Below are 20,632 nucleotides of genomic sequence, written 5' to 3' on the forward strand. Positions count from 1 at the left end.
TCCAACACATTAATACGTCCGACAAATGAGATTTCTTATAATAATAGCAGCCTGCTTGCTCGCATCATGTACTGATTTCAATATAGGTAGAAACACGGATGCCGGCAATAAGCGAAAATTTACCAACGAGACATTGCTCGGATACACACCCGTGAAGCATCAGGGCAGTAGTCCGCTGTGTTGGGCTTACGCTATGCTTGCCACAATTGAGACCGAACACATACAGATGGGCGACTCGGTCAATCTGTCGGTAGACTATGTGGTGCGTCATCTCCTTGCCGAACAGGCGCGGCAGCATTTCCTCTCAAGCGGATACGGTCGCATCACGCTGCGTGGCACAGCTCCGTTATTGCTGAGGCTGATAAGCGAGTATGGCGTGATGCCGTACGACGCCTACAATGCGCCGTCGCTCAACTACAAGGTTCTGGCACGACGCTTGCAGACTATGTCAGAAACCTCTCACGACTTGAGCCAGCTGTCTGACCGCGCACAGCGACTCTTCGACGAACGTATAGGCTACATGCCTAAGAATGTGTATATGCTCGGAGCCGAATATACCCCGCAACAGTTTGCACATAGCGTGTATATGCTCGGCGAATATACAGCCCTGACAAGCTTTACACATCATCCCTTCGACCAGACATTCGCCATCGAAGTGCCCGACAACTATAGCGACGAACTCTTCTACAATGTGCCTATCGATGTGATGATGCGGCGCATAGAGAGGTCGCTGCGTTCTGGACATCCTGTATGTTGGGAGGGTGATGTGTCCGAACCTGGATTCTCCTTTGAGCGTGGCATAGCCGAACTGCCCAACGATATTCCCTGCACACAGCTGCAACGACAGAAGGCTTTCGAGACACGACGCACTACTGACGACCATTGCATGTGCCTCATCGGCATTGCTCACGACAACAAAGGCCGCCGCTACTACATAGCCAAGAACTCGTATGGCACCGACAATCCATACGGCGGACTGATGTATCTGTCCGAAAACTATGTGCGTATGAAGACCGTAGCAGTTGTTGTCAAGAACGTGCATTAATCGATTCCATTATTTCTCCACGCCCTTAAAATCTCCGTTCCGTGTCACTGAATGTACGTTCCGTGACACGGAATGGCCGTTCAATGACACGGAACGTACATTCAGTGACACGGAACGGAACTTTATATTGCTATCCGGACATTAGTATCCCAATCTTGACGAGACACCAATGCTGCATGGTTACAAAAACAAGACCATTCCATTTGAATGGTTTTGTTAGCCGACAAAAGGTCTTTGCCGTAGATTTATCAGCCTTTTTAACTTTTATTTCACAGTTTTTAGAAACAACGTGTTCATAAAAATTGTATATTTGCCCAAAATAATACGAACTACTTGCATATTATCAATATAGAATTGATTAATGTGCTGAAATGCTGGCTATCTTCGGATAGATTAATGATATTGCTTTAAGACCATCTTATCACAAACTAAATAACTAACCAAACCCTTAAGACTATGCAGAAAAAACTTTTTCTTACAGTCGTAATGTTCCTGATAGGAATGTTAATGACAGGGGCGTATGCACAGACGCATACAGTTTCTGGTCTCGTTAAAGACAAAGAAATGGGCGACCCCCTTGTTGGAGTAAGCGTGTCTGTCAAAGGCACGAAGAATGCAACCATGACTGACCTGAACGGCAACTACACCATCCAAACCGCTCCTAACGATATATTGGTGTTCAAATATGTCGGTATGAAGGATGCTGAGGAGAGTGTAGGCAATCGCAAAATCATCAATGTGCTTCTTGTTCCTAACGCTGAGAGCCTTGGCGAAGTAGTAGTTACTGCCATGGGTATCAAGCGACAGTCGGAGACCCTTACCTACTCGGCACAGACCGTAGGCGGCAAGGATGTCAACGACATCAAGTCAATCAATATGATCAACTCTCTTCAGGGCAAGAGTGCTGGTCTGCAGATTACGCCTAACTCTACCGGTGCAGGCGGCTCTTCAAAGATTCTGTTCCGTGGCAACAAGTCAATCTCGGGTAGCAACCAGCCGCTTATCGTTGTCGACGGTGTGCCGACAATGACCAATACCACTTCTTCACAGGTGGCAAGCGACTACGGTGGCGAGCGCGACGGTGGCGACGTTATGTCGACCATCAACCCTGACGACATCGCTTCTATCACCCTTCTGAAGGGTGCTGCCGCTTCTGCTCTTTACGGTGCAGTGGCTGCCAACGGTGCCATCATGATTACCACCAAGTCGGCTATGGCTGGCAAGGTGAGCGTCAACGTATCAAGCAACACCACAATGGAGGCCCCGATGGTATTGCCTGAGTTCCAGACCACTTATGGCGGCGGTGCTGACGGCACATTGTCATGGGGCGACAAGCTCTCAGCCGCTTCGAAGAACTATGCTGAGGAATTCTTCCGCACAGGATTCACCACCAACAACTCTATCTCGCTTGCAGGTGGCAACGACAACTTCAAGTCATATTTCTCTTACGGCAACGTCTACTCTCAGGGCATGACTCCCGAGAATACATACCGCAGCCACAACCTCAACTCGAAGGTTGACTTCAAGGTGCTCGAAACCATACATGTCGACTTCTCTGCCAAGTACAGCAACCAGTACTCTAAGAACCAGGCTGCTGCCGGCTATCTGTGGAACCCGCTCACAGGCGCTTACCTCGTACCGCGTGGCACCGACTGGAACTACTATAAGGACAACTTCGAGATTTACGACGCTGAGCGTGGATGCAACATCCAGAACTGGACCAATACCAAGCAGCAGCAGTTTGGCAACCCATATTGGATGCTCAACCGTCAGACACCTATCTCTGAGCGCAACCGCTACGAGTTTGGTGGCTCTATCAAGTGGGACATCACTCCCGACATCAACATTCAGGGACGTATTCGCTACGAGCGTGGCGAGGACCACTTCATACACAACGCTTACGCTTCGTCTGTAGGCGACCTCTATCCGATGGGACGCATGAAGGACAACCGCTACTTCAGCGACCAGCTCTATGGCGACGTTCTCGTCAACTACAACCACACATGGGGCGACTGGGCACTCACAGCTACAGCAGGCTCAAGCTTCACAAAGACCAAGACTTCTCACGTAGACCTCTGGGGCGAAGGCAACAAGTATAAAGGTCCGGGTGACGGCAACATCTACTATCCTAACATCTTCACTCCGAACAACTACTATGGCAATATGTCTACTACCGACGCATTGAACACAGAGAAGCGCCTCAACGCTGTATTCGCAACAGCTCAGGTAGGCTTCAAGGAGGCAGTGTTCCTCGACCTCTCAGCACGTAACGACTGGTCGTCGGCTCTCGCATTCACCGACGGCTGCTCATTCTTCTATCCGTCAGTAGGCGCCAGCGTGCTGCTCAACAAGCTCATGCCTATGGGCGAGCAGGTGAACCTCTTCAAGCTCCGTGGCAGCTATTCTATCGTAGGTAACGACGTGCCTATCTACATGTCTAACCTTCGCTACACTCTCGGCTCTGCTGGCGCAGTGACGGCTCCCGACAAGGCTCCGTTCCGCACATTGAAGCCTGAGAAGACCCACTCTCTCGAATTCGGTTTCGACGGTACATTCTTCAACAACCGCCTCGACCTCTCTTTCACATACTATAAGACCAACACCAAGAACCAGTTCTTCTCAGTATCGGCTCCTTACGAGAGCGGTCTGCGCAACCGTTACGTCAATGCCGGTAACGTACAGAACCAGGGATTCGAGTTCTCAGCTGGCTGGCATCAGCAGTTCAACGACGACTTTGCATGGTCTACCAACTTCAACATCTCTTACAACGACAACAAGATTAAGGAGCTCGTAGAGGGATTGGAGAACGGTCTTACTGTTGCCTCATGGTCAGGTGCCAAGGTTGTGCTCAACGAGGGTGGCTCGTACGGCGACCTCTACGTTCGTCAGATCAAGCGCGACGAGGCTGGCAAGCCAGTCAAGAACGACAAGGGCGAACCTATACTTATGGGCGACAACATCGACGAGATGAAGTATGCAGGCAACATGAACGCCAAGGTCAACTTCGGTTGGAGCAATACATTCCATTATAAGGACTTCACGCTGTCGTTCCTCATCGACGGTAAGTTCGGTGGCAGAGTGCTCTCAGCTACTGAGGCTGCTCTCGACGGTTGGGGCGTTTCACAGCGCTCTGCCGATGCACGCAACGCAGGCAAGGTAGTGGTTGACGGTGTTGAGTTCGACCCGCAGGCATGGTACACAACAGTTGGCGCTTCCAACTTCAACAGTCCGTATGCCAACGAGTTCTACGTTTACAAGGGCACCAACGTCCGTATGCGTGAGCTGAGTCTCGGCTACACCTTCCGCAACCTCTTCGGCAACGGCAAGAACCTCACAGCAGCGCTTATAGCACGCAACCTCTTCTTCTTCTACAAGGATGCTCCTTGCGATCCCGACGTATCTATGGGTACCGGCAACGGTGTGCAGGGTGTTGACATCTTCAACCTTCCTTCTTCAAGAAGCTTAGGTCTGAACTTGAAGCTGAACTTCTAATCATTGAGCGAGTAAAATACTATTTTTACAACCGTTTAAAACCTAAGGAATTATGAAAAAGAAAAATATATTCGCGGTGTCATCAATGCTGGCACTGGCTGTGATGGGTGGCGGAATGTTAAGCTCATGCACAGGCGATTTCGAAGATCTGAATACAAACAAGACGCAGGTGGATCCTGATATATTGCCATTCTCAGCACAGTGTGCCGAGCCAATGAACTATTGCTATCCGCCTCATCAGAATATGTTCCAGTTCTGGACCAACCTTACCATCGACCTCTATGGTGGCTACTTCCAGACTCCTCACGGCAACTTCACCAACTGCGATATGGGCGAGAACCGCGGACACAGTGGCGGTATGTACGAGAACTACTATCTGCACATCTTCAACAATACGCGCCGCAACATCGCCAGCCTCGACAAGCAGAATCTTGAAGGACTGGCTGGCACAATGCGCATCGTGCAGGCTGTAGGCACTATGCAGGCAACCGACGCCTACGGACCGCTTGCCTACTCGTCAATCATCAACGCCGAGAGCGAGTCGAGCTATCGTTTCGACAGCCAGCAGAAGCTCTACGAGTATATGCTCGACGACCTTGACAAGGCGATTGCCGGATTGCAGAAGATGGACAATGTAGAGAAAACTTCACTTGCAACATACGACACTTGGGGTGGGGGCGACCCTGCCGTGTGGGTTCAGATAGCCAACACAATGAAGCTGCGCATCGCTCTCCGCTTGTCAAAGCGTGAGAGCGAGATGGCTGCCGACGGCTACGACCTCAAGGCGATTGCTACAGCTGCCGCTGCCAACACCCTCGCCGTTTCGGGCAAGGACATCGTGGTTAAGGACCAGAGCAATGAGCTGAAGCGTATGTTCGACTGGCAGGACTGCGGCATGAACGCTAACCTCGTAACGCTCATGGTGGGCATGAACGACCCGCGTCTGCCTCTCTACATGACAAAGAATGCTGACGACATCACCAACGAGAAGGGCGTCACCACTCCTAAGGGATCCGTTTACTGCGGCATCCGCTACGCAAGCGGCATGGCACAGAAGGGTTCTGACGGCTCATACGGCTACAAGATGTCGCAGTGGGTTGGCGCTTACAACACTCCGCTGCCTATCTTCAAGGCTGCCGAGGCTTACTTCCTCCTCGCTGAAGCCAAGTTGCGTTGGGGCATCGGCTCTGAAAGCGTAAAAAGCCTCTACGAGAAGGGCATCCGCCTCTCTATCAAGAACGAGCTTGCTTATAAGGGTTCGTTCGCTGGCATCGAGAACATCAGCGACGCCGACATCGACGCTTACATCAACGGTACAACCGGACAGGCTGACTATGTAGACCCGGGCAACTCTGCCAACAACTGCAAGGCTGTCAACCATCTCGGTGTGAAGTGGGACGACGCTGCAAGCAAGGAAGACCAGCTCGCACGCATACAGACACAGAAGTACATCGCTCTCTTCCCGCTCTCTAACGAAGGTTGGGCTGAGCAGCGTCGTACTGGCTACCCGAAGTTCTTCGTGGCACTGGTCAACAAGAGCAACGGTGCTGTCAATACAGAGGAAGGCGTTCGCCGTGTAATCTACAGCAGCAATGCTTACGACACCAATGCTGAAGGCATCAAGGGCGGTCTGGAACTCCTCGACAAGGAGAACACCAGCAAGAATGGCATCTCTGGCGACAAGGGCGGTACTCACGTTTGGTGGGACAACGCCAACAAGGGAAATTTCTAAAACCTATAGCTGATAATTTAAGGGGCATACCTTTCGGGGTGTGCCCCTTTTTTCGGCATTTTTTTGTTACCTTTGCAGTGACGTTAAAACCACAACGTCTGCATTATGAAGAAAATAGCAATACTCGATTTCGACGGCACCATAGCCGATACACGCCCCGTAATACTCAACACATTCCACCGTACTCTCGACGCCATGCACCTGCCTCAGCACACCGACGACGAGATTGCGGCAACCATCGGATTGCCTCTGATGGAGGCTTTCCCCGTGCTCGAACCGATGGACGAGCGTATGGCGGCTGAGTGTACAGCCACCTACCGGCGCATATTCCACGACGTGAATGCACAGATAGGTGTGCCAATGTTTCCGCATGTTGACGAAACGTTGCGACTGCTGCATTCGCGTGGAATGATTCTTACTATTGCCACCAGTCGCAGCCATCAGTCGGCTGCCGACTTCCTCAGTTCTTTCGCTCTTGACGATATAGTGACGTTCATCATCGGCTATGAAGATGTGAGTCACGCCAAACCGCATCCCGAACCCGTCTCGAAGACATTGAATCATTTTGGATTGACAGCCGACGATGCTTTTGTAGTTGGCGACACCCATTTCGACATTCTCATGGGTCGCAATGCCGGCTGCGCCACCATCGGCGTTACCTACGGCAACGGTTCGCGCCAAAGTCTTGTTGAGGCAGGGGCAGACAGCGTTGTCGACGATTTCGCTGATATATCAAGGATATAAGAGAAAGTGTAGGGAAAATAATTGTCCTTTTGTCTCGCTTACTCGGATTTTTGCACTAACTTTGCAAAGTAAGATAAAAACTAAAAAACATATATAATTATGAGTACACTTAAAAAGCTATTCGCATCAAAACTTCTTGAAGTAAAGGCTATAAAGCTGCAACCCAACGACCCGTTCACATGGGCATCTGGTTGGAAGTCGCCAATCTATACCGACAACCGCAAGACTCTGGCTTATCCCGAGTTGCGCTCGTTTGTTAAGCAGGAGTTGGTACACCTCATCCACGAGGAGTTCCCAGAGGCAAATGCCGTTGCAGGTGTTGCTACAGGTGCCATCGCACAGGGTGCGCTTGTAGCCGACGAGCTGTTGCTGCCTTACTGCTACGTTCGTCCGAAGCCGAAGGATCACGGTATGGGCAACCAGATTGAGGGTACTATCCCTGAGGGTGCAAAGGTAGTCGTAGTAGAGGACCTTATCTCTACAGGCGGTTCTTCGCTCAAGGCTGTTGACGCTCTGCGTAAGGCTGGCTTCGAGGTAGTTGGTATGGTGGCAAGCTACACATACGGTTTCCCCGTAGCCGAAGAGGCTTTCAAGGCTGCTAACGTGCGCCTCATCACACTCTCTGACTATGAGCACACCACAGCTATCGCAGCAGAGACAGGATATATTAAGAAGGAAGACCTTGAGGTGCTCGCTGAGTGGCGCAAGGATCCCGCTAACTGGAAGAAGTAAATTATGACAACATTCGAAAGTTCCATACGACAGATACCATTCCCACAGCAGAACGTTTACGACAAGCTAAGCGACCTTAACAATCTGCAGAAGCTTAAGGAACGCTATGAGCTGATGAAGGACAACATGCCTGAGGAGGCTCGCAAGCAGGCAGAGAAAATCAAGGATCTGGAATTCGACCAGGATTCTTTGTCGGTAAATGTGCCGCCAGTGGGCAGCATCAAGTTGCGTGTGGTAAATCGCGAAGAACCCAAGTGCATCAAGTTTGAGACCGAGCAGAGCCCTATCCCGTTCAATTTCTGGATTCAGCTCCTGCCCGTTACTTCTACTTCATGCAAGATGAAACTCACCATCAAGGCCGAACTCAATATGTTCATCAAGCAGATGGTGAAGAAGCCCCTGCAGGAAGGCATCGAGAAGATTGCCGACGTGCTTCAGATGATTCAGTATAACTAATATATAGGCCCTACCCCCGGCCCCTCCCCCGTAGGGAGGGGAGTGGTATGCATAGGAGGCTATGGCGTCCTCGCCGTTGCCTGCTTAAGCTAATCGAACATATTACTCCCCTCCCTGCGGGGGAGGGGTCGGGGGTAGGGCTTTCTTTTAAACCTTTATAATTATTATGGCAAGCAAACTTTGGGAAAAGAATTTCTCTGTTAATGAGGAGATAGAGCGCTTCACTGTAGGACGTGACCGCGAACTTGACATATACCTCGCCAAGTATGACGTGCTTGGTTCAATGGCTCATATCACTATGCTCGAGTCGATAGGACTCATGCAGAAGAACGAGCTTGTACAGCTTCTGGCTGAACTGAAAAACATATACGCTGAGTGCGAGCGAGGCGAATTTGTTATTGAGGAGGGCGTTGAGGACGTTCACTCGCAGGTGGAACTGATGCTTACACGCCGTTTGGGTGATATGGGCAAGAAGATTCACTCAGGTCGTTCACGCAACGATCAGGTGCTGGTCGACCTCAAGCTCTTCACACGTCACGAATTGCGTGAGGTAGTAGAGAGAGTTGACGCTTTGTTCCGCGAATTGCAGAAGAAGAGCGAGCAGTATAAGAATGTACTTATGCCGGGCTATACACATTTGCAGATAGCCATGCCGAGTTCGTTCGGACTGTGGTTTGGCGCTCATGCCGAGTCGCTTGCCGACGACATGCTCTTCCTTCAGGCTGCCTATCGACTCACCAATCGCAATCCCCTTGGTTCGGCTGCCGGATATGGCTCGTCATTCCCATTGAACCGTGAGATGACTACACGTCTGTTGGGCTTCGACTCAATGGACTATAATGTGGTGTACGCACAGATGGGACGTGGCAAGATGGAGCGCAACGTGGCATTTGCCTTGGCTTCAGTAGCTGGTACAGTATCAAAGCTGGCATTCGACGCATGTCTGTTCAACAGCCAGAACTTCGCCTTTGTAAAACTTCCCAAAGAATGCACCACCGGCTCGTCAATCATGCCGCACAAGAAGAATCCCGATGTGTTTGAGCTGATACGTGCCAAATCGAACAAACTGCAGAGTCTGCCTACACAGATACAGCTCATCATGAACAATCTGCCTACGGGCTATTTCCGCGACCTGCAGATTATCAAGGAAGTATTCCTTCCTGCCTTTGCCGAATTGAAGGACTGCCTTGATATGGCTGCTTACATCATTGAGCGCATCGAGGTGAACGAACACATACTCGACAATCCGATGTACGACCCGATGTTCTCGGTAGAGGAGGTCAACCGTCTTGCAGCCGCCGGAACACCGTTCCGTGATGCCTACAAGCAGGTAGGACTAGAGATAGAGAACGGCACTTTCCATGCCGACCACAACATTCATCACACTCACGAAGGCTCAATGGGCAATCTGTGCAACGACCGTATTGCAGCACTTATGGACCAGACGCTAGCCGAGTTCCATTTCGAGCGTGTGGATGAGGCTGAAAAGGCGCTGCTTGCATAATTGAAAGTTGAAAATTGAGAGTTATGATATGCATTATTGTTAATGCGTTTTTATTACGTATACCTTCAAAGGTAATCATAACTCTCAATTCTCAATTTTCAACTCTCAACTCAAAGAACTCTCAACTCAAAGAACTCTCCCCCAATGAACCGCTTCCCTTTACTTCTTCTATTCGTCATGTTCCTTGTTTCGTCATGCTCGAATACGGACTTCGATTACTCGTCGCTTCATGCATACTTCGTGTTCGACAATAGTCAGCACCAGGATGCTACGTTGCAGAGTGCGCTCAACCCATTGTCACCGGGCGTATTCTGTCGTATTAGCGAGGGTCAGGAGGGAGCGGTAACATACTTCTATTTTGAGAGCAACGAAGGACTTACGACCAAGCAGAAAGCAAATGCCGATGACATGCGTCGTACGCGTGCCATCGGCTTATATAACAAAACCGGTATCATTGTGGGCTATGGCAATCTCTCGTCGCCTGCCATTCTCTATGTCTTCGACTCGCAATGTCCCAACTGCTATGACGAGACCAATATGCTTAACAACAAGCTTGCCTTCACGTCGAACGGTATAGTGTCGTGCAGCCGTTGCAAGCGTCAGTACAATCTCAATAACAACGGTCTGTGCGTCAATTCTGATGGCAAGAAACTCATAAAGTACCGTGCCACATGTAGCGGACCACTCGGCATCCTCTCGATTATCAATTAGCGGGAGGACTGATAGGGAGTGTTCTTTATGACAATATTTGCATTTCTAAGCGCTCAAAACTGCGAGTTGAACGCACAAGGAAATGTTTTGCCCGAAATTCTTGAGTTTTGAGCGTGCAGCCTTATGTGCTTTATTCACAATGCGTTAGGCGTATGTGAGTGGTGAGTGTGCAAGTTCTATCAATGCAATAGTTATCCTTTTCGCCCCCCAAAGGGCAACTTTAGGGTTACAATTAAGCCCCCGTTGCATTGCAAAAGTAGTCCTGTTGTGTACTAAAAGGACTGCCTTTGCAATGCAGCGGGGGCTTATTTGATTAAAAATATGATAAGAAGCGCCGTCTAAACTGATAAAAACGCGTCTTGAATTCTCTATAATTGAATTTTCATTTGTAACAGTTTTTTACTGCTTGTACGATATTTGCATACTGCAAACAGTGCCTTTATTCTTCGCCTCCGTTATAGTCCATTGGCATATCATTTTCGCTACCTTGGTTCTTGTTGGGGCGTTTCTTCTGTTTCATATTACCGAAGTTCCATGTCAGCGTCATGCTTACACGTCGTCCGCCACGTCGGTTAATCTGGTGGCGTGTGAAGTTAGGTCCGCTTGTGAAGGTCTCGAAGCGACGTGAGTCAAGCAGGTCGCGGCAGTTGACCGACAGCGTGAACATCTTGTTGAAGAAGTTCTTGCGAGCACCGAAGTCAATGCTATAATTGGCTTTGCGATAGCCCTGCGTGATTACCTGACGTGCAGTGTAGCGTCCGGTGGTCTGAATAGAGATGTCGTATGGCAGCATAAGCGATGCCGTCATGCGGGCGTTCCAAGTGAAGTTATGGTCGGAATTGCCCGTTACGGTCTGTCCGTCGATGTCGTACGAGAATCCGTTAAGACGATAATAGTAGGCATTTGCCGACGTTGTGAGGTCGAGGATGCGCCACAACTTGTTCTTTACCGTCATTTCCAATCCCGTCGACACACTCTTTGCCACGTTCATAGAGGTCTGGTAGAACAGTCCGTCTTCCTGGTTCTTATAGCTTATGCGCTGTATAACGTCTGTAGTAGGACGATAGTAGGCGCTGACAAGAAGCGAGTGGTCGTTCCATTGCTTAAGATAATTGAGCGAGAATGAATTGCTGAATTCCGGTGTCAGATACGGGTTACCGAACGAAACCGTTGTAGCATCGCGTGTGTCGCGGAACGAGTTGAGCTGACCGCCCCACGGACGGCGCAGACGACGGGTGTAGTTGAGCTGCAACTGCTGTGTCTCGGTCATCTGCCATGACATGAATACCGACGGGAACAGCTGGAAATAGTCCTTCTTGAATGGTTGTTCGCGTAGCGATGCGTCGTGTTCCTGTTCCCATGTGTAGCTCTCGGTATTGACACGCCAGTATTCGCCACGCAGTCCGCCCATCAGACTAAGCGCACCAAACTTATAGCTGAGCGTGGTGTAGAAGGCGTGCAGATCCTGCTTGTAGATGAAGCGGTTGAAGAACAGTTTGTCTTCAGAGGCGTTAGTTCCGTCAAACGACGTATTGTCCATATACGATTCCTGCGGTGTGTTCTCGCGCGAGAAATTGCCGTTATATCCAGCTTCTATCTTGAAGTTCTTGGTCACCTGGTTCTCGTATTCGAGTTTCAGCTCCTTGCGGTGGTTGTTGATATACTGCGGACGATACTGATAGCTGTACGTAACGTCGTCGATGCCCACCACTACGGTAGAGTCTTGATACCAGTTGTCGCCATTCATCTTCCAACTGCTCAAGTCGGCAGTGAAGTCAATAAAGTGCTTGTCGTTGAATGAGTGGCGGTAGTTGAACTCGCCGTAGCGCATGTCCATACCCGTACGTGAGCGGTTGATACGGTCGAGCTGATAGTTGTTCAGGCCGTTTGCCACTGCTGTATATATATAAGGTGTATAGCTGTGGCTGTTTCCGCCTCCGTGCATGAGCATGCCGCTGAGGCTGAAGTCGTCCTTTGTCGTAGCGTGCAGCGTCACACCGGCACGTGTGAAGAAGTTGTTGCCACGCTGTTTGCTGTCGCTGTCGTATGTTTGGTTGTACGTATCGCTGGTCTGCTGGCTCTCCATGTGTCCGGTATTGGCACGATGGCGGTAGCCGATGTTTAAGTAAGAGTCAATCAGTCGGCTGTTGTAGTTGACGTTGAAGCTTGTGTTGGCACCGCCGCGAGTGTCGCCACCAGCCTGCACCGAGCCGTAATAGCCAGCCTTGCGGTCTTTCTTGAGCACAATGTTGATGATACCAGCCGAACCTTCAGCCGAGAATTTAGCCGAAGGATTGTCAATCACTTCTACACGGTCGATGCTTTCAGCCGGCAGCTGCTGCAGAATCTGTGCACGGTTGTCCGAAGTCAGTCCCGATGCCTTGCCATTAATCCAAACCTCTACGCTTGAATTGCCACGCAGCGACACATTGCCGTCGTTGTCAACCTCGATAGAAGGTACATTGTCGAGCACGTCCGAAGCCGATTGTCCGGCATTGCTGATGAGCTGACCGACATCAAACGACTTTCGGTCAACCTCCAGTTTCATTGTGGCGCGCTGTCCTGTCACGGTCACTTCGTTCAGTTGCTTGGCATCTTCAGCCATATACAGTAACTTGAATTGCACATCACGCTTAGTGGGAGTAATCTCAAACTGACGTGTCACGTCCTTATAGCCCATAAAAGTAAGCGTCAGCGTGTACTTGCCGTCCTTGAGTCCCGACACGTTGAAGTTGCCGCCAGCATCAGTAATGCCACCGCCAACGAACTTGTCGCTACCTTGTTCAGTCACTTTGATATTGACAAAACCGAGAGGTTCAGACTTCTGTCGGTCCAATATCTTGCCTTTCACGATGCCTTGCGCCCATCCGGTGTATGCACACAGACAGAGCAGGAAGAATATTATAAAACGTTTCATATATGTGTATAAGACGGATTAAGTGTAACGAATGTTTAACCGGTATGTAGGTTTTTAATAAAAAACAGGCGTTTTCTTGCCGATATCGGCAAGAAAACAGCTATATTTGCATAAAGTTAGTTAGTTTCTTGCCGATAATATATGGAATACCCCATTACAAGGCTTTGCTCGATTATTTCAAGATAAAGTATTAAGCAACAAAACGCCCTGTAAGTGCAAAAGCATAAACAATCAATGCTTTTGCATTTACAGGGCGCATTGTTTATAAGCTTACAAAGCATACCACTCCCCTCCCTACGGGGGAGGGGCTGGGGGTAGGGCTTTTTAGAGCATTATTTATTCGGCAAATGCCGCTGCTTCGGCAGCAGCGATTATCTCCTCACGACTCTGTTGGCGTGCAGAGATATGGCTCAGGTCAAACTCCTTGTCGTCGAGATTGAGCATATCCTCGTCGCTGTTCTCGTCGTCCGAATTGTCGGCTGTTGTGTCAGCGGCATTGTACGGCAGGCTTTCAGCCGTTTCTTTTACAGTCTCGTCGTCCTCGCTTACGTTGCGATACATAGGCGAGCGTCGTCCTTGCTTTGTCTTCTTGCCGCCATTGAGAGCTTTTACAGCAGCCTCGGCATGGGCTTCCATCTCAGGATTCTTGATGATGAACTCGTCAGCCTCAGGCTCTATAGTCGGAACGTTCTGCACCGGTTCTTCCTCCATTTTTGTGCGGTCGGTCTTGGCAGCAAACACTTGGTCGATAAACTGTGGTTCCTTGCGCAGTCGTTCGAGCGTCAGCTTCGAAGCCATCTGCTGGCTTTCCTTCTTGCTGAAGCCCGTACCGGTGCATCCCTCTACTGTCTCAAGCATCACCTGATAGTTGAACACGGGCGATCCGGTCTTGTCTTTTTCCTGCGAGAGGACGCGGAAGTCAATGCGCACGCGGTTCTTCTGACTCCATTCGATGAGCTTGCTCTTGAAGTTTACTTCCTTATAAGCAACCTTGTCGATGTTTATCATTTGTGTCAGTATTCGCTTGCGCATAAACTCCATGCATGCGTTGTAGCCACGGTCGAGGTATATTGCTCCCACAAGAGCCTCGAAGGCGTTGCCTCCCATGTATGAGTTGTGCGACGAAGAGCGTCCGTTAGACAATATGAGCTGGTTGATGCCCATTTCCTGCGCCAGTCGGTTGAGGGTTTCGCGCTGCACGAGTTTGGAGCGTGTATTGGTGAGGAAGCCCTCGCGTTTGCCTGGGAAGTGGCGGTAGACTATGTCGCCAACGGTGGCGTCGAGGATTGCATCGCCAAGAAATTCCAGTCGTTCGTTGTTCACGGGTTTGCCCTTGGCGTTGCGCTTGAACATGCTTTTGTGCATAAGCGCCAGCTTATAGTAGCCGATGTCGTGCGGATAAAAGCCTATGATTTGGCGTAAAGACAAATAAAGCTCCTTGTCCTTACGGAAAGGGAGCTTCATTCTGTCGATGAGATTACTCAGCATATTTCTTGAATATTACACATGCATTGTGGCCTCCGAAACCGAATGTGTTGCTCAGTGCAGCACGTACCTCACGCTTCTGTGCCTTGTTGAAGGTGTAGTTGAGGTTGTAGTCGATTTCCGGATCCTGGTCGTCCTCAGCGTGGTTGATGGTAGGCGGAACGATGTCGTTCTTCACTGCAAGCACCGAAGCAAGAGCCTCCACAGCACCGGCAGCGCCGAGCAAGTGTCCAGTCATAGACTTGGTAGAGCTGATGTTGAGCTTGTAAGCGGCCTCGCCGAACACCTGCTTGATGGCCTTAGCCTCAGAGATGTCGCCCACGTGGGTAGATGTGCCGTGTACGTTGATATAGTCGATGTCTTCAGGCTTCATGCCTGCGTCCTCAAGAGCGTTCTCCATTACGAGGCGAGCGCCGAGACCCTCAGGGTGAGAAGCTGTGATGTGGTGAGCGTCGGCAGACATACCTTCGCCAACCATTTCTGCGTAGATTTTGGCTCCGCGTGCCTTGGCGTGCTCAAGTTCCTCAAGGATGAGGCATCCTGAGCCTTCGCCCATGATGAATCCGTCACGGCTTGCGCTGAACGGACGTGAAGCGTGCTCCGGATCGTCGTTGCGTGTAGAGAGTGCGTGCATGGCGTTGAATCCGCCTACACCTCCAGGTGTGATGGCAGCTTCTGCACCACCGCTTACGATTACGTTGGCCTTACCAAGACGGATGAGGTTGAAGGCGTCAGCAAGAGCGTTGGTAGATGATGCGCATGCCGAAGTAGTGGTATAGTTAGGACCGTGGAATCCGTACTGGATTGAAATCTGGCCTGCTGCGATGTCGGCAATCATCTTCGGGATGAAGAACGGATTGAACTTAGGACCGTTCTCCTTGTGCAGTGCATAGTAGCCTACTTCTTCCTCGAAAGTCTTGATGCCACCGATGCCAACGCCGTAGATTACGCCGATGCGGTTCTTGTCTTCTTTGTCAAGATCCATGCCCGAGTCCTGAACTGCCTGCATTGCTGCGATGATAGCGAGCTGTGCATAGCGGTCCATCTTGCGTGCTTCCTTGCGATCGATGAAGTCGTTCACCTTAAGGTTCTTCACCTCGCATGCAAACTGAGTCTTGAAATCAGAAGCGTCGAACAATGTAATGGGGGCTGCGCCGCTTACGCCGGCGACAAGGTTGTTCCAAGTCTCTTCAACAGTGTTGCCCAATGGGGTAACGGCTCCAAGACCTGTAACTACTACTCTTTTTAATTCCATTTAAAATAGTTTCGGGTTATGGTTGAAAAAATGGTTTATGGTTTATGTACACCATAAACTATAAACCATAAACCTTATTTATTTTGCGTTCTCCTCGATGTAAGCGATAGCGTCGCCAACAGTGCCGATCTTCTCAGCCTTATCATCAGGGATAGAGATGCCGAACTCCTTCTCGAACTCCATGATGAGCTCTACGGTGTCGAGTGAGTCTGCACCAAGGTCGTTTGTGAAGCTTGCTTCAGGCTTAACGTCTGCTTCGTCTACACCGAGTTTGTCAACGATGATAGCTTTTACTTTTGATTCGATTTCTGACATAATTTCTAATTTTAAAGTGTTTATAATGTAATTTCCTTTTAAAAAACTTTGCAAAGGAAATAATTTTTATTCATATAGGCAAATATTTTTCTACAAAAAGACATTCTGTGTGCACAAACACCCTATAAATGTGCATATTTTTTGCCCGTTTCGTTACTGTTTCAATGTTTTTACAATGACATTGAAGCAGTTACGGGTTGTGAGTTTTGAGTTTTGAATTTTGAATTTTGAGTTGGTTGCCGTTGGCAATTATGAGTTTTGAATTTTGAGTTTTGAATTGGTCGCTGCGCGATTTATGAATTAAGAATTATAAATTTCCAATTAAAAATTCAACATTCAACAATTCCAAATCGGCGAAGCCGACAAATTCAAAACTCAAAACTCAAAATTCAAAACTCGTATTATCCCACCTGTGAACCGGGCTTAACGTTGCCCAATACAGATGTCACGTTGAGTGTTCCGTCGAAGTTGACAGCCGAGAGAATCATGCCCTGGCTCTCGATGCCCATCATCTTGCGTGGAGCGAAGTTGGCTACGAAGAGCACGTCCTTGCCGATGAGCTGTTCAGGCTCGTAGTAGGCAGCGATGCCGCTGAGTATGGTGCGGTCTTTGCCCGAGCCGTCGTCGATGGTGAACTGAAGGAGTTTCTTCGACTTCTTCACCTTCTGGCAGTCCTTGATGTGGCCTACGCGGATGTCCATCTTCTCGAAAGTCTCGAAGTCGACGTTCTCCTTGACGGGTGCAGCCACGTACGATGCAGCCTCGTTAGCCTTCTTGGTGTCCTCAAGTTTCTGGAGCTGTGCGTTGATGGCGTCGTCCTCAATCTTCTCGAAGAGCAGGGCAGGAGTGCCGAGCTGGTGTCCGGGCTTGAGGAGTTCGGTGCTGCCGAGCTGATCCCATTCTGTATTAGCCACGTTGAGCATCTCGCGGAGCTTTGCCGAACTGAACGGAAGGAACGGTTCGAATGCTATCTCAAGGTTGGCTACGAGTTGCAGTGAGATATAGAGTATAGTCTTGACGCGCTCCATATCGGTCTTGGCAACGTGCCAAGGCTCGCAATCGGTGATGTACTTGTTGCCGATACGTGCCAGGTTCATTGCCTCTTTCTGGGCGTCGCGGAACTTGAATGCGTCAAGCAGTGCCTCCACCTTCTGCTTCACGTCCTTGAATTCCTTGATGGCAGCGCGGTCAACGTCCTGCAGTTCGCCACATTCGGGCACGATGCCGTTGAAGTATTTCTTGGTGAGCTGCAGTGCACGGTTGACGAAGTTGCCGTAAACAGCCACCAGTTCGTTGTTGTTGCGGTCCTGGAAATCCTTCCATGTGAAGTTGTTGTCCTTGGTCTCCGGAGCGTTGGCTGTGAGCACATAGCGCAGCACGTCCTGCTTGCCGGGGAAGTCAACGAGGTATTCGTGGAGCCATACAGCCCAGTTGCGTGATGTAGAAATCTTGTCGTTCTCGAGGTTGAGGAACTCGTTTGCCGGTACGTTGTCGGGCAGGATGTAGTCGCCGTGAGCCTTGAGCATGGTTGGGAACACGATGCAGTGGAACACGATGTTGTCCTTGCCGATGAAGTGGATGAGTCGTGACGACGGGTCCTGCCACCACTTCTGCCACGGTCCCCACTTCTCTGGCTGGGCGTCGCACAGCTCCTTGGTGTTTGAGATGTAGCCGATAGGTGCGTCAAACCATACGTAGAGCACCTTGCCCTCGGCTCCTTCTACGGGTACGGGAATACCCCAGTCGAGGTCGCGTGTCATAGCGCGTGGCTGCAGATCCATGTCGAGCCACGATTTGCACTGGCCGTAGACGTTGGGTCGCCACTCCTTGTGCTCGTCGAGAATCCACTGCTTCAGCCAGTTCTGATAGTTGTTAAGCGGCAGATACCAGTTCTTGGTGGCCTTCTTCACGAGTCCGTGTCCGGGGTTGTTCTTGTTGGTGGGGTTGATCAGTTCTTCTGGTGAGAGCGTAGCGCCGCACTTCTCGCACTGGTCGCCGTAAGCTCCCTCGGCACCGCAGCGCGGACATGTGCCCACGATGTTGCGGTCGGTGAGGAATTCGCCTGTCACCTCGTCGCAGAACTGTTCTTCGGTCTTCTCTACCAGTTCGTGCTTGTCGTAGAGTGTGCGGAAGAAGTCGCTGGCAAACTTGTTGTGAATCTTTGATGTGGTGCGGCTATATATGTCGAACGAGATACCGAAGTCTTCGAACGACTTCTTGATGAGGTTATGGTAGCGGTCTACCACTTCCTGCACGGTGATGCCCTCCTTGCGGGCGCGGATAGTTACGGGCACGCCGTGCTCGTCGCTACCTCCGATGAACATAACCTCCTGCTTCTTAAGGCGCAGATAGCGCACGTAGATGTCGGCAGGAACATACACGCCGGCCAGGTGGCCTATGTGTACGCCACCGTTGGCATACGGCAGAGCCGCGGTGACGGTGGTGCGTTTGAATTTCTTATCTTCCATTATAATGTGTGATTTTTGTTTTCTGGGTGCAAAGTTAGTGCAAATCGAACACAATTCAAAACAAGCAGCTCGTTTTTATTGTCAAATTGATATTTATTATATATAATAAGGTGTAGCCATAAGACTAACTATTTTCCCGTTTTTCTTATCTGCTTTCCGGATAAATGAGGGTGGCGGTTGCTCATTTCGGCTTTCTTTTGTAACTTCGCAGCGTAATTAGGATCCTATGAAACTTGACAGACAAAAAGACAGATTGCTCTCCATGATACGTCATGGCAAGCCGATGACGCTCGGCGAGCAGGCGCGTCTGGTGCTGAGTCTTGCCATGCCAGCCATTCTGGCGCAGCTCACTACCACCATGATGCAGTATATAGACGCGTCGATGGTGGGCAGTCTGGGTGCCGAGGCTTCGGCGGCTATAGGCTTGATAGAGACCACTACGTGGCTTATGGGCAGCCTCTGTTCGGCTACGGCAGCCGGTTTTTACGTTCAGGTGAGCCACCAGTTGGGTGCCGACGATGCCGCCCGGGCGCGTTCCACATTGCGCCAGGGCATCATGTCGGTGCTCGTGGTGAGTGCGCTCATCGGCTTGGTGGCGCTCGCCATCAGTCCGTTCCTGCCCTCGTGGTTGGGCGGCAACGCCAGCATCAACGCCACGTCGTCAGCCTATTTTGCCATCATAGCCATGGCGATGCCCGCATTCCAGTTCTCAATGTTCAGCCAGGGCATGCTGCGCAGCTCCGGCAACATGCTCGTGCCGAGCATAATGAGCGTGGTGATGATGTCGCTCGACGTGGTTTTCAACTTCTTTCTCATCTTCCACACGCGCACCGTCGACGTGCTGGGCATGTCGCTCACGCTGCCCGGAGCGGGCATGGGAGTGGTGGGAGCGGCAATAGGCACGGCTTCAGCCGAACTCGTTGCGGCATCCATAACGATGTACATACTCTGCTTCCGCAGCAAGGAGCTGTCGCTGAGGATTGACCGCGGCCGCTTCCTGCCTACATGGCAGGTGGTGAAGCGTGCCCTGCACATAGCCCTGCCAATGGGTATACAGCAGACCATAATGACCTCGGCATACATCGTCACAACCATCATCATCGCTCCGCTGGGCACCTTCGCCATTGCCGCCAACTCGTTTGGCATCATCGTCGAGAGTCTGTGCTACATGCCGGGCTACGGCGTGAGCGATGCCGCCACGACGCTTGTGGGACAGAGCATGGGTGCCGGACGCTACGAACTGATGAAGCGCTTTGCGTGGCTCAGCGTCGGACTGGGCATGGGCATTATGACATTGATGGGCGTAGTGATGTACGTCGGAGCGCCGTTTGCCATGGCTATGATGACGCCTTCGCCCGAAGTGCGTCTGCTCGGAGTGGAAGTGCTGCGCATCGAGGCGTTCGCCGAACCCATGTTCGGTGCAGCCATCATCTGCTACGGAGTGTTCGTAGGTGCTGCCAAGACCATAGCTCCGAGCGTGATGAACCTCATATCGATGTGGGGTGTGCGCATCACGCTTGCCGCCATGCTCGCACCGTCGATGGGACTGCGTGGCGTATGGCTCGCCATGTGCCTCGAACTGACGTTCCGTGGAGTGATATTCCTTGTGAAGCTGGCGAGATTCAATCCCACCCCCAAACCCGTCTCACGTAGCGAGGGGATGAATAGTACAACAGATGAAATAAGAAACAAATATTAATAAGCAACAATTTTTTTACACCTCTATCCTTATCGCCAATCAGTACATATTACTCCCCTCCCTGCGGGGGAGGGGCG

14 protein-coding genes are annotated in these 20,632 nt (G+C 50.7%); 9 read left to right on the forward strand and 5 right to left on the reverse strand.

Going from position 1 to position 20,632, the window contains the following annotated elements:
- The first annotated feature begins 25 nt into the window (after positions 1-25).
- The 8 genes from I6E49_RS09410 (at position 26) to I6E49_RS09445 (ending at position 10,416) form a co-directional block, all read left to right on the forward strand.
- Positions 26-1,045 (forward strand): C1 family peptidase, encoded by a 1,020-nt coding sequence (locus I6E49_RS09410; protein ID WP_235401949.1) that lies wholly within the window; start codon positions 26-28, stop codon positions 1,043-1,045.
- A 456-nt stretch (positions 1,046-1,501) separates the two neighbouring features.
- Positions 1,502-4,537, forward strand: coding sequence for a SusC/RagA family TonB-linked outer membrane protein (locus tag I6E49_RS09415; protein ID WP_235401947.1), 3,036 nt, complete (start codon positions 1,502-1,504; stop codon positions 4,535-4,537).
- Positions 4,538-4,589: 52 nt separating this feature from the next.
- Positions 4,590-6,269, forward strand: coding sequence for a SusD/RagB family nutrient-binding outer membrane lipoprotein (locus I6E49_RS09420; protein ID WP_235401945.1), 1,680 nt, complete (start codon positions 4,590-4,592; stop codon positions 6,267-6,269).
- A gap of 105 nt (positions 6,270-6,374) precedes the next feature.
- On the forward strand, positions 6,375-7,013 hold the full coding sequence (locus I6E49_RS09425; RefSeq protein WP_235401944.1) for an HAD family hydrolase: 639 nt from the start codon (positions 6,375-6,377) through the stop codon (positions 7,011-7,013).
- 99 nt (positions 7,014-7,112) lie between these two features.
- Positions 7,113-7,745, forward strand: coding sequence for an orotate phosphoribosyltransferase (pyrE, locus tag I6E49_RS09430; RefSeq protein ID WP_235393653.1), 633 nt, complete (start codon positions 7,113-7,115; stop codon positions 7,743-7,745).
- Between the two features lie 3 nt (positions 7,746-7,748).
- Positions 7,749-8,201, forward strand: coding sequence for an SRPBCC family protein (locus I6E49_RS09435; RefSeq protein ID WP_235393654.1), 453 nt, complete (start codon positions 7,749-7,751; stop codon positions 8,199-8,201).
- 166 nt (positions 8,202-8,367) lie between these two features.
- Positions 8,368-9,705, forward strand: coding sequence for an argininosuccinate lyase (argH, locus tag I6E49_RS09440; protein ID WP_235401942.1), 1,338 nt, complete (start codon positions 8,368-8,370; stop codon positions 9,703-9,705).
- Between the two features lie 144 nt (positions 9,706-9,849).
- Positions 9,850-10,416: a hypothetical protein gene (locus tag I6E49_RS09445; protein WP_235401940.1), complete on the forward strand. Its 567-nt coding sequence runs from the start codon at positions 9,850-9,852 to the stop codon at positions 10,414-10,416.
- 439 nt (positions 10,417-10,855) lie between these two features.
- On the opposite strand, the gene I6E49_RS09450 is transcribed toward I6E49_RS09445, so the two are convergent.
- The 5 genes from I6E49_RS09450 to metG form a co-directional block, all read right to left on the reverse strand.
- Complete coding sequence (locus I6E49_RS09450) at positions 10,856-13,333, reverse strand: TonB-dependent receptor domain-containing protein (protein WP_235401938.1); 2,478 nt, start codon at positions 13,331-13,333, stop codon at positions 10,856-10,858.
- A gap of 336 nt (positions 13,334-13,669) precedes the next feature.
- A complete protein-coding gene (rnc, locus tag I6E49_RS09455) occupies positions 13,670-14,821 on the reverse strand; it encodes a ribonuclease III (protein WP_235401936.1) in 1,152 nt (383 codons plus the stop codon).
- Positions 14,811-16,073 (reverse strand): beta-ketoacyl-ACP synthase II, encoded by a 1,263-nt coding sequence (fabF, locus tag I6E49_RS09460; RefSeq protein WP_235401934.1) that lies wholly within the window; start codon positions 16,071-16,073, stop codon positions 14,811-14,813. The genes rnc and fabF overlap by 11 nt, the downstream gene beginning before the upstream one ends.
- A gap of 78 nt (positions 16,074-16,151) precedes the next feature.
- Positions 16,152-16,388 carry an acyl carrier protein gene (locus I6E49_RS09465; RefSeq protein ID WP_094879135.1) on the reverse strand — a complete coding sequence of 79 codons (237 nt, stop codon included), beginning with the start codon at positions 16,386-16,388 and terminating at the stop codon, positions 16,152-16,154.
- Between the two features lie 401 nt (positions 16,389-16,789).
- Complete coding sequence (metG, locus tag I6E49_RS09470; RefSeq protein ID WP_235401932.1) at positions 16,790-18,856, reverse strand: methionine--tRNA ligase; 2,067 nt, start codon at positions 18,854-18,856, stop codon at positions 16,790-16,792.
- A 226-nt stretch (positions 18,857-19,082) separates the two neighbouring features.
- On the opposite strand from metG, the gene I6E49_RS09475 reads away from it, so the two are divergent.
- Positions 19,083-20,555, forward strand: coding sequence for an MATE family efflux transporter (locus tag I6E49_RS09475; protein ID WP_235401930.1), 1,473 nt, complete (start codon positions 19,083-19,085; stop codon positions 20,553-20,555).
- The last annotated feature ends 77 nt before the right edge of the window (positions 20,556-20,632 follow it).

It is taken from the genome of Leyella stercorea (genome assembly GCF_021531655.1).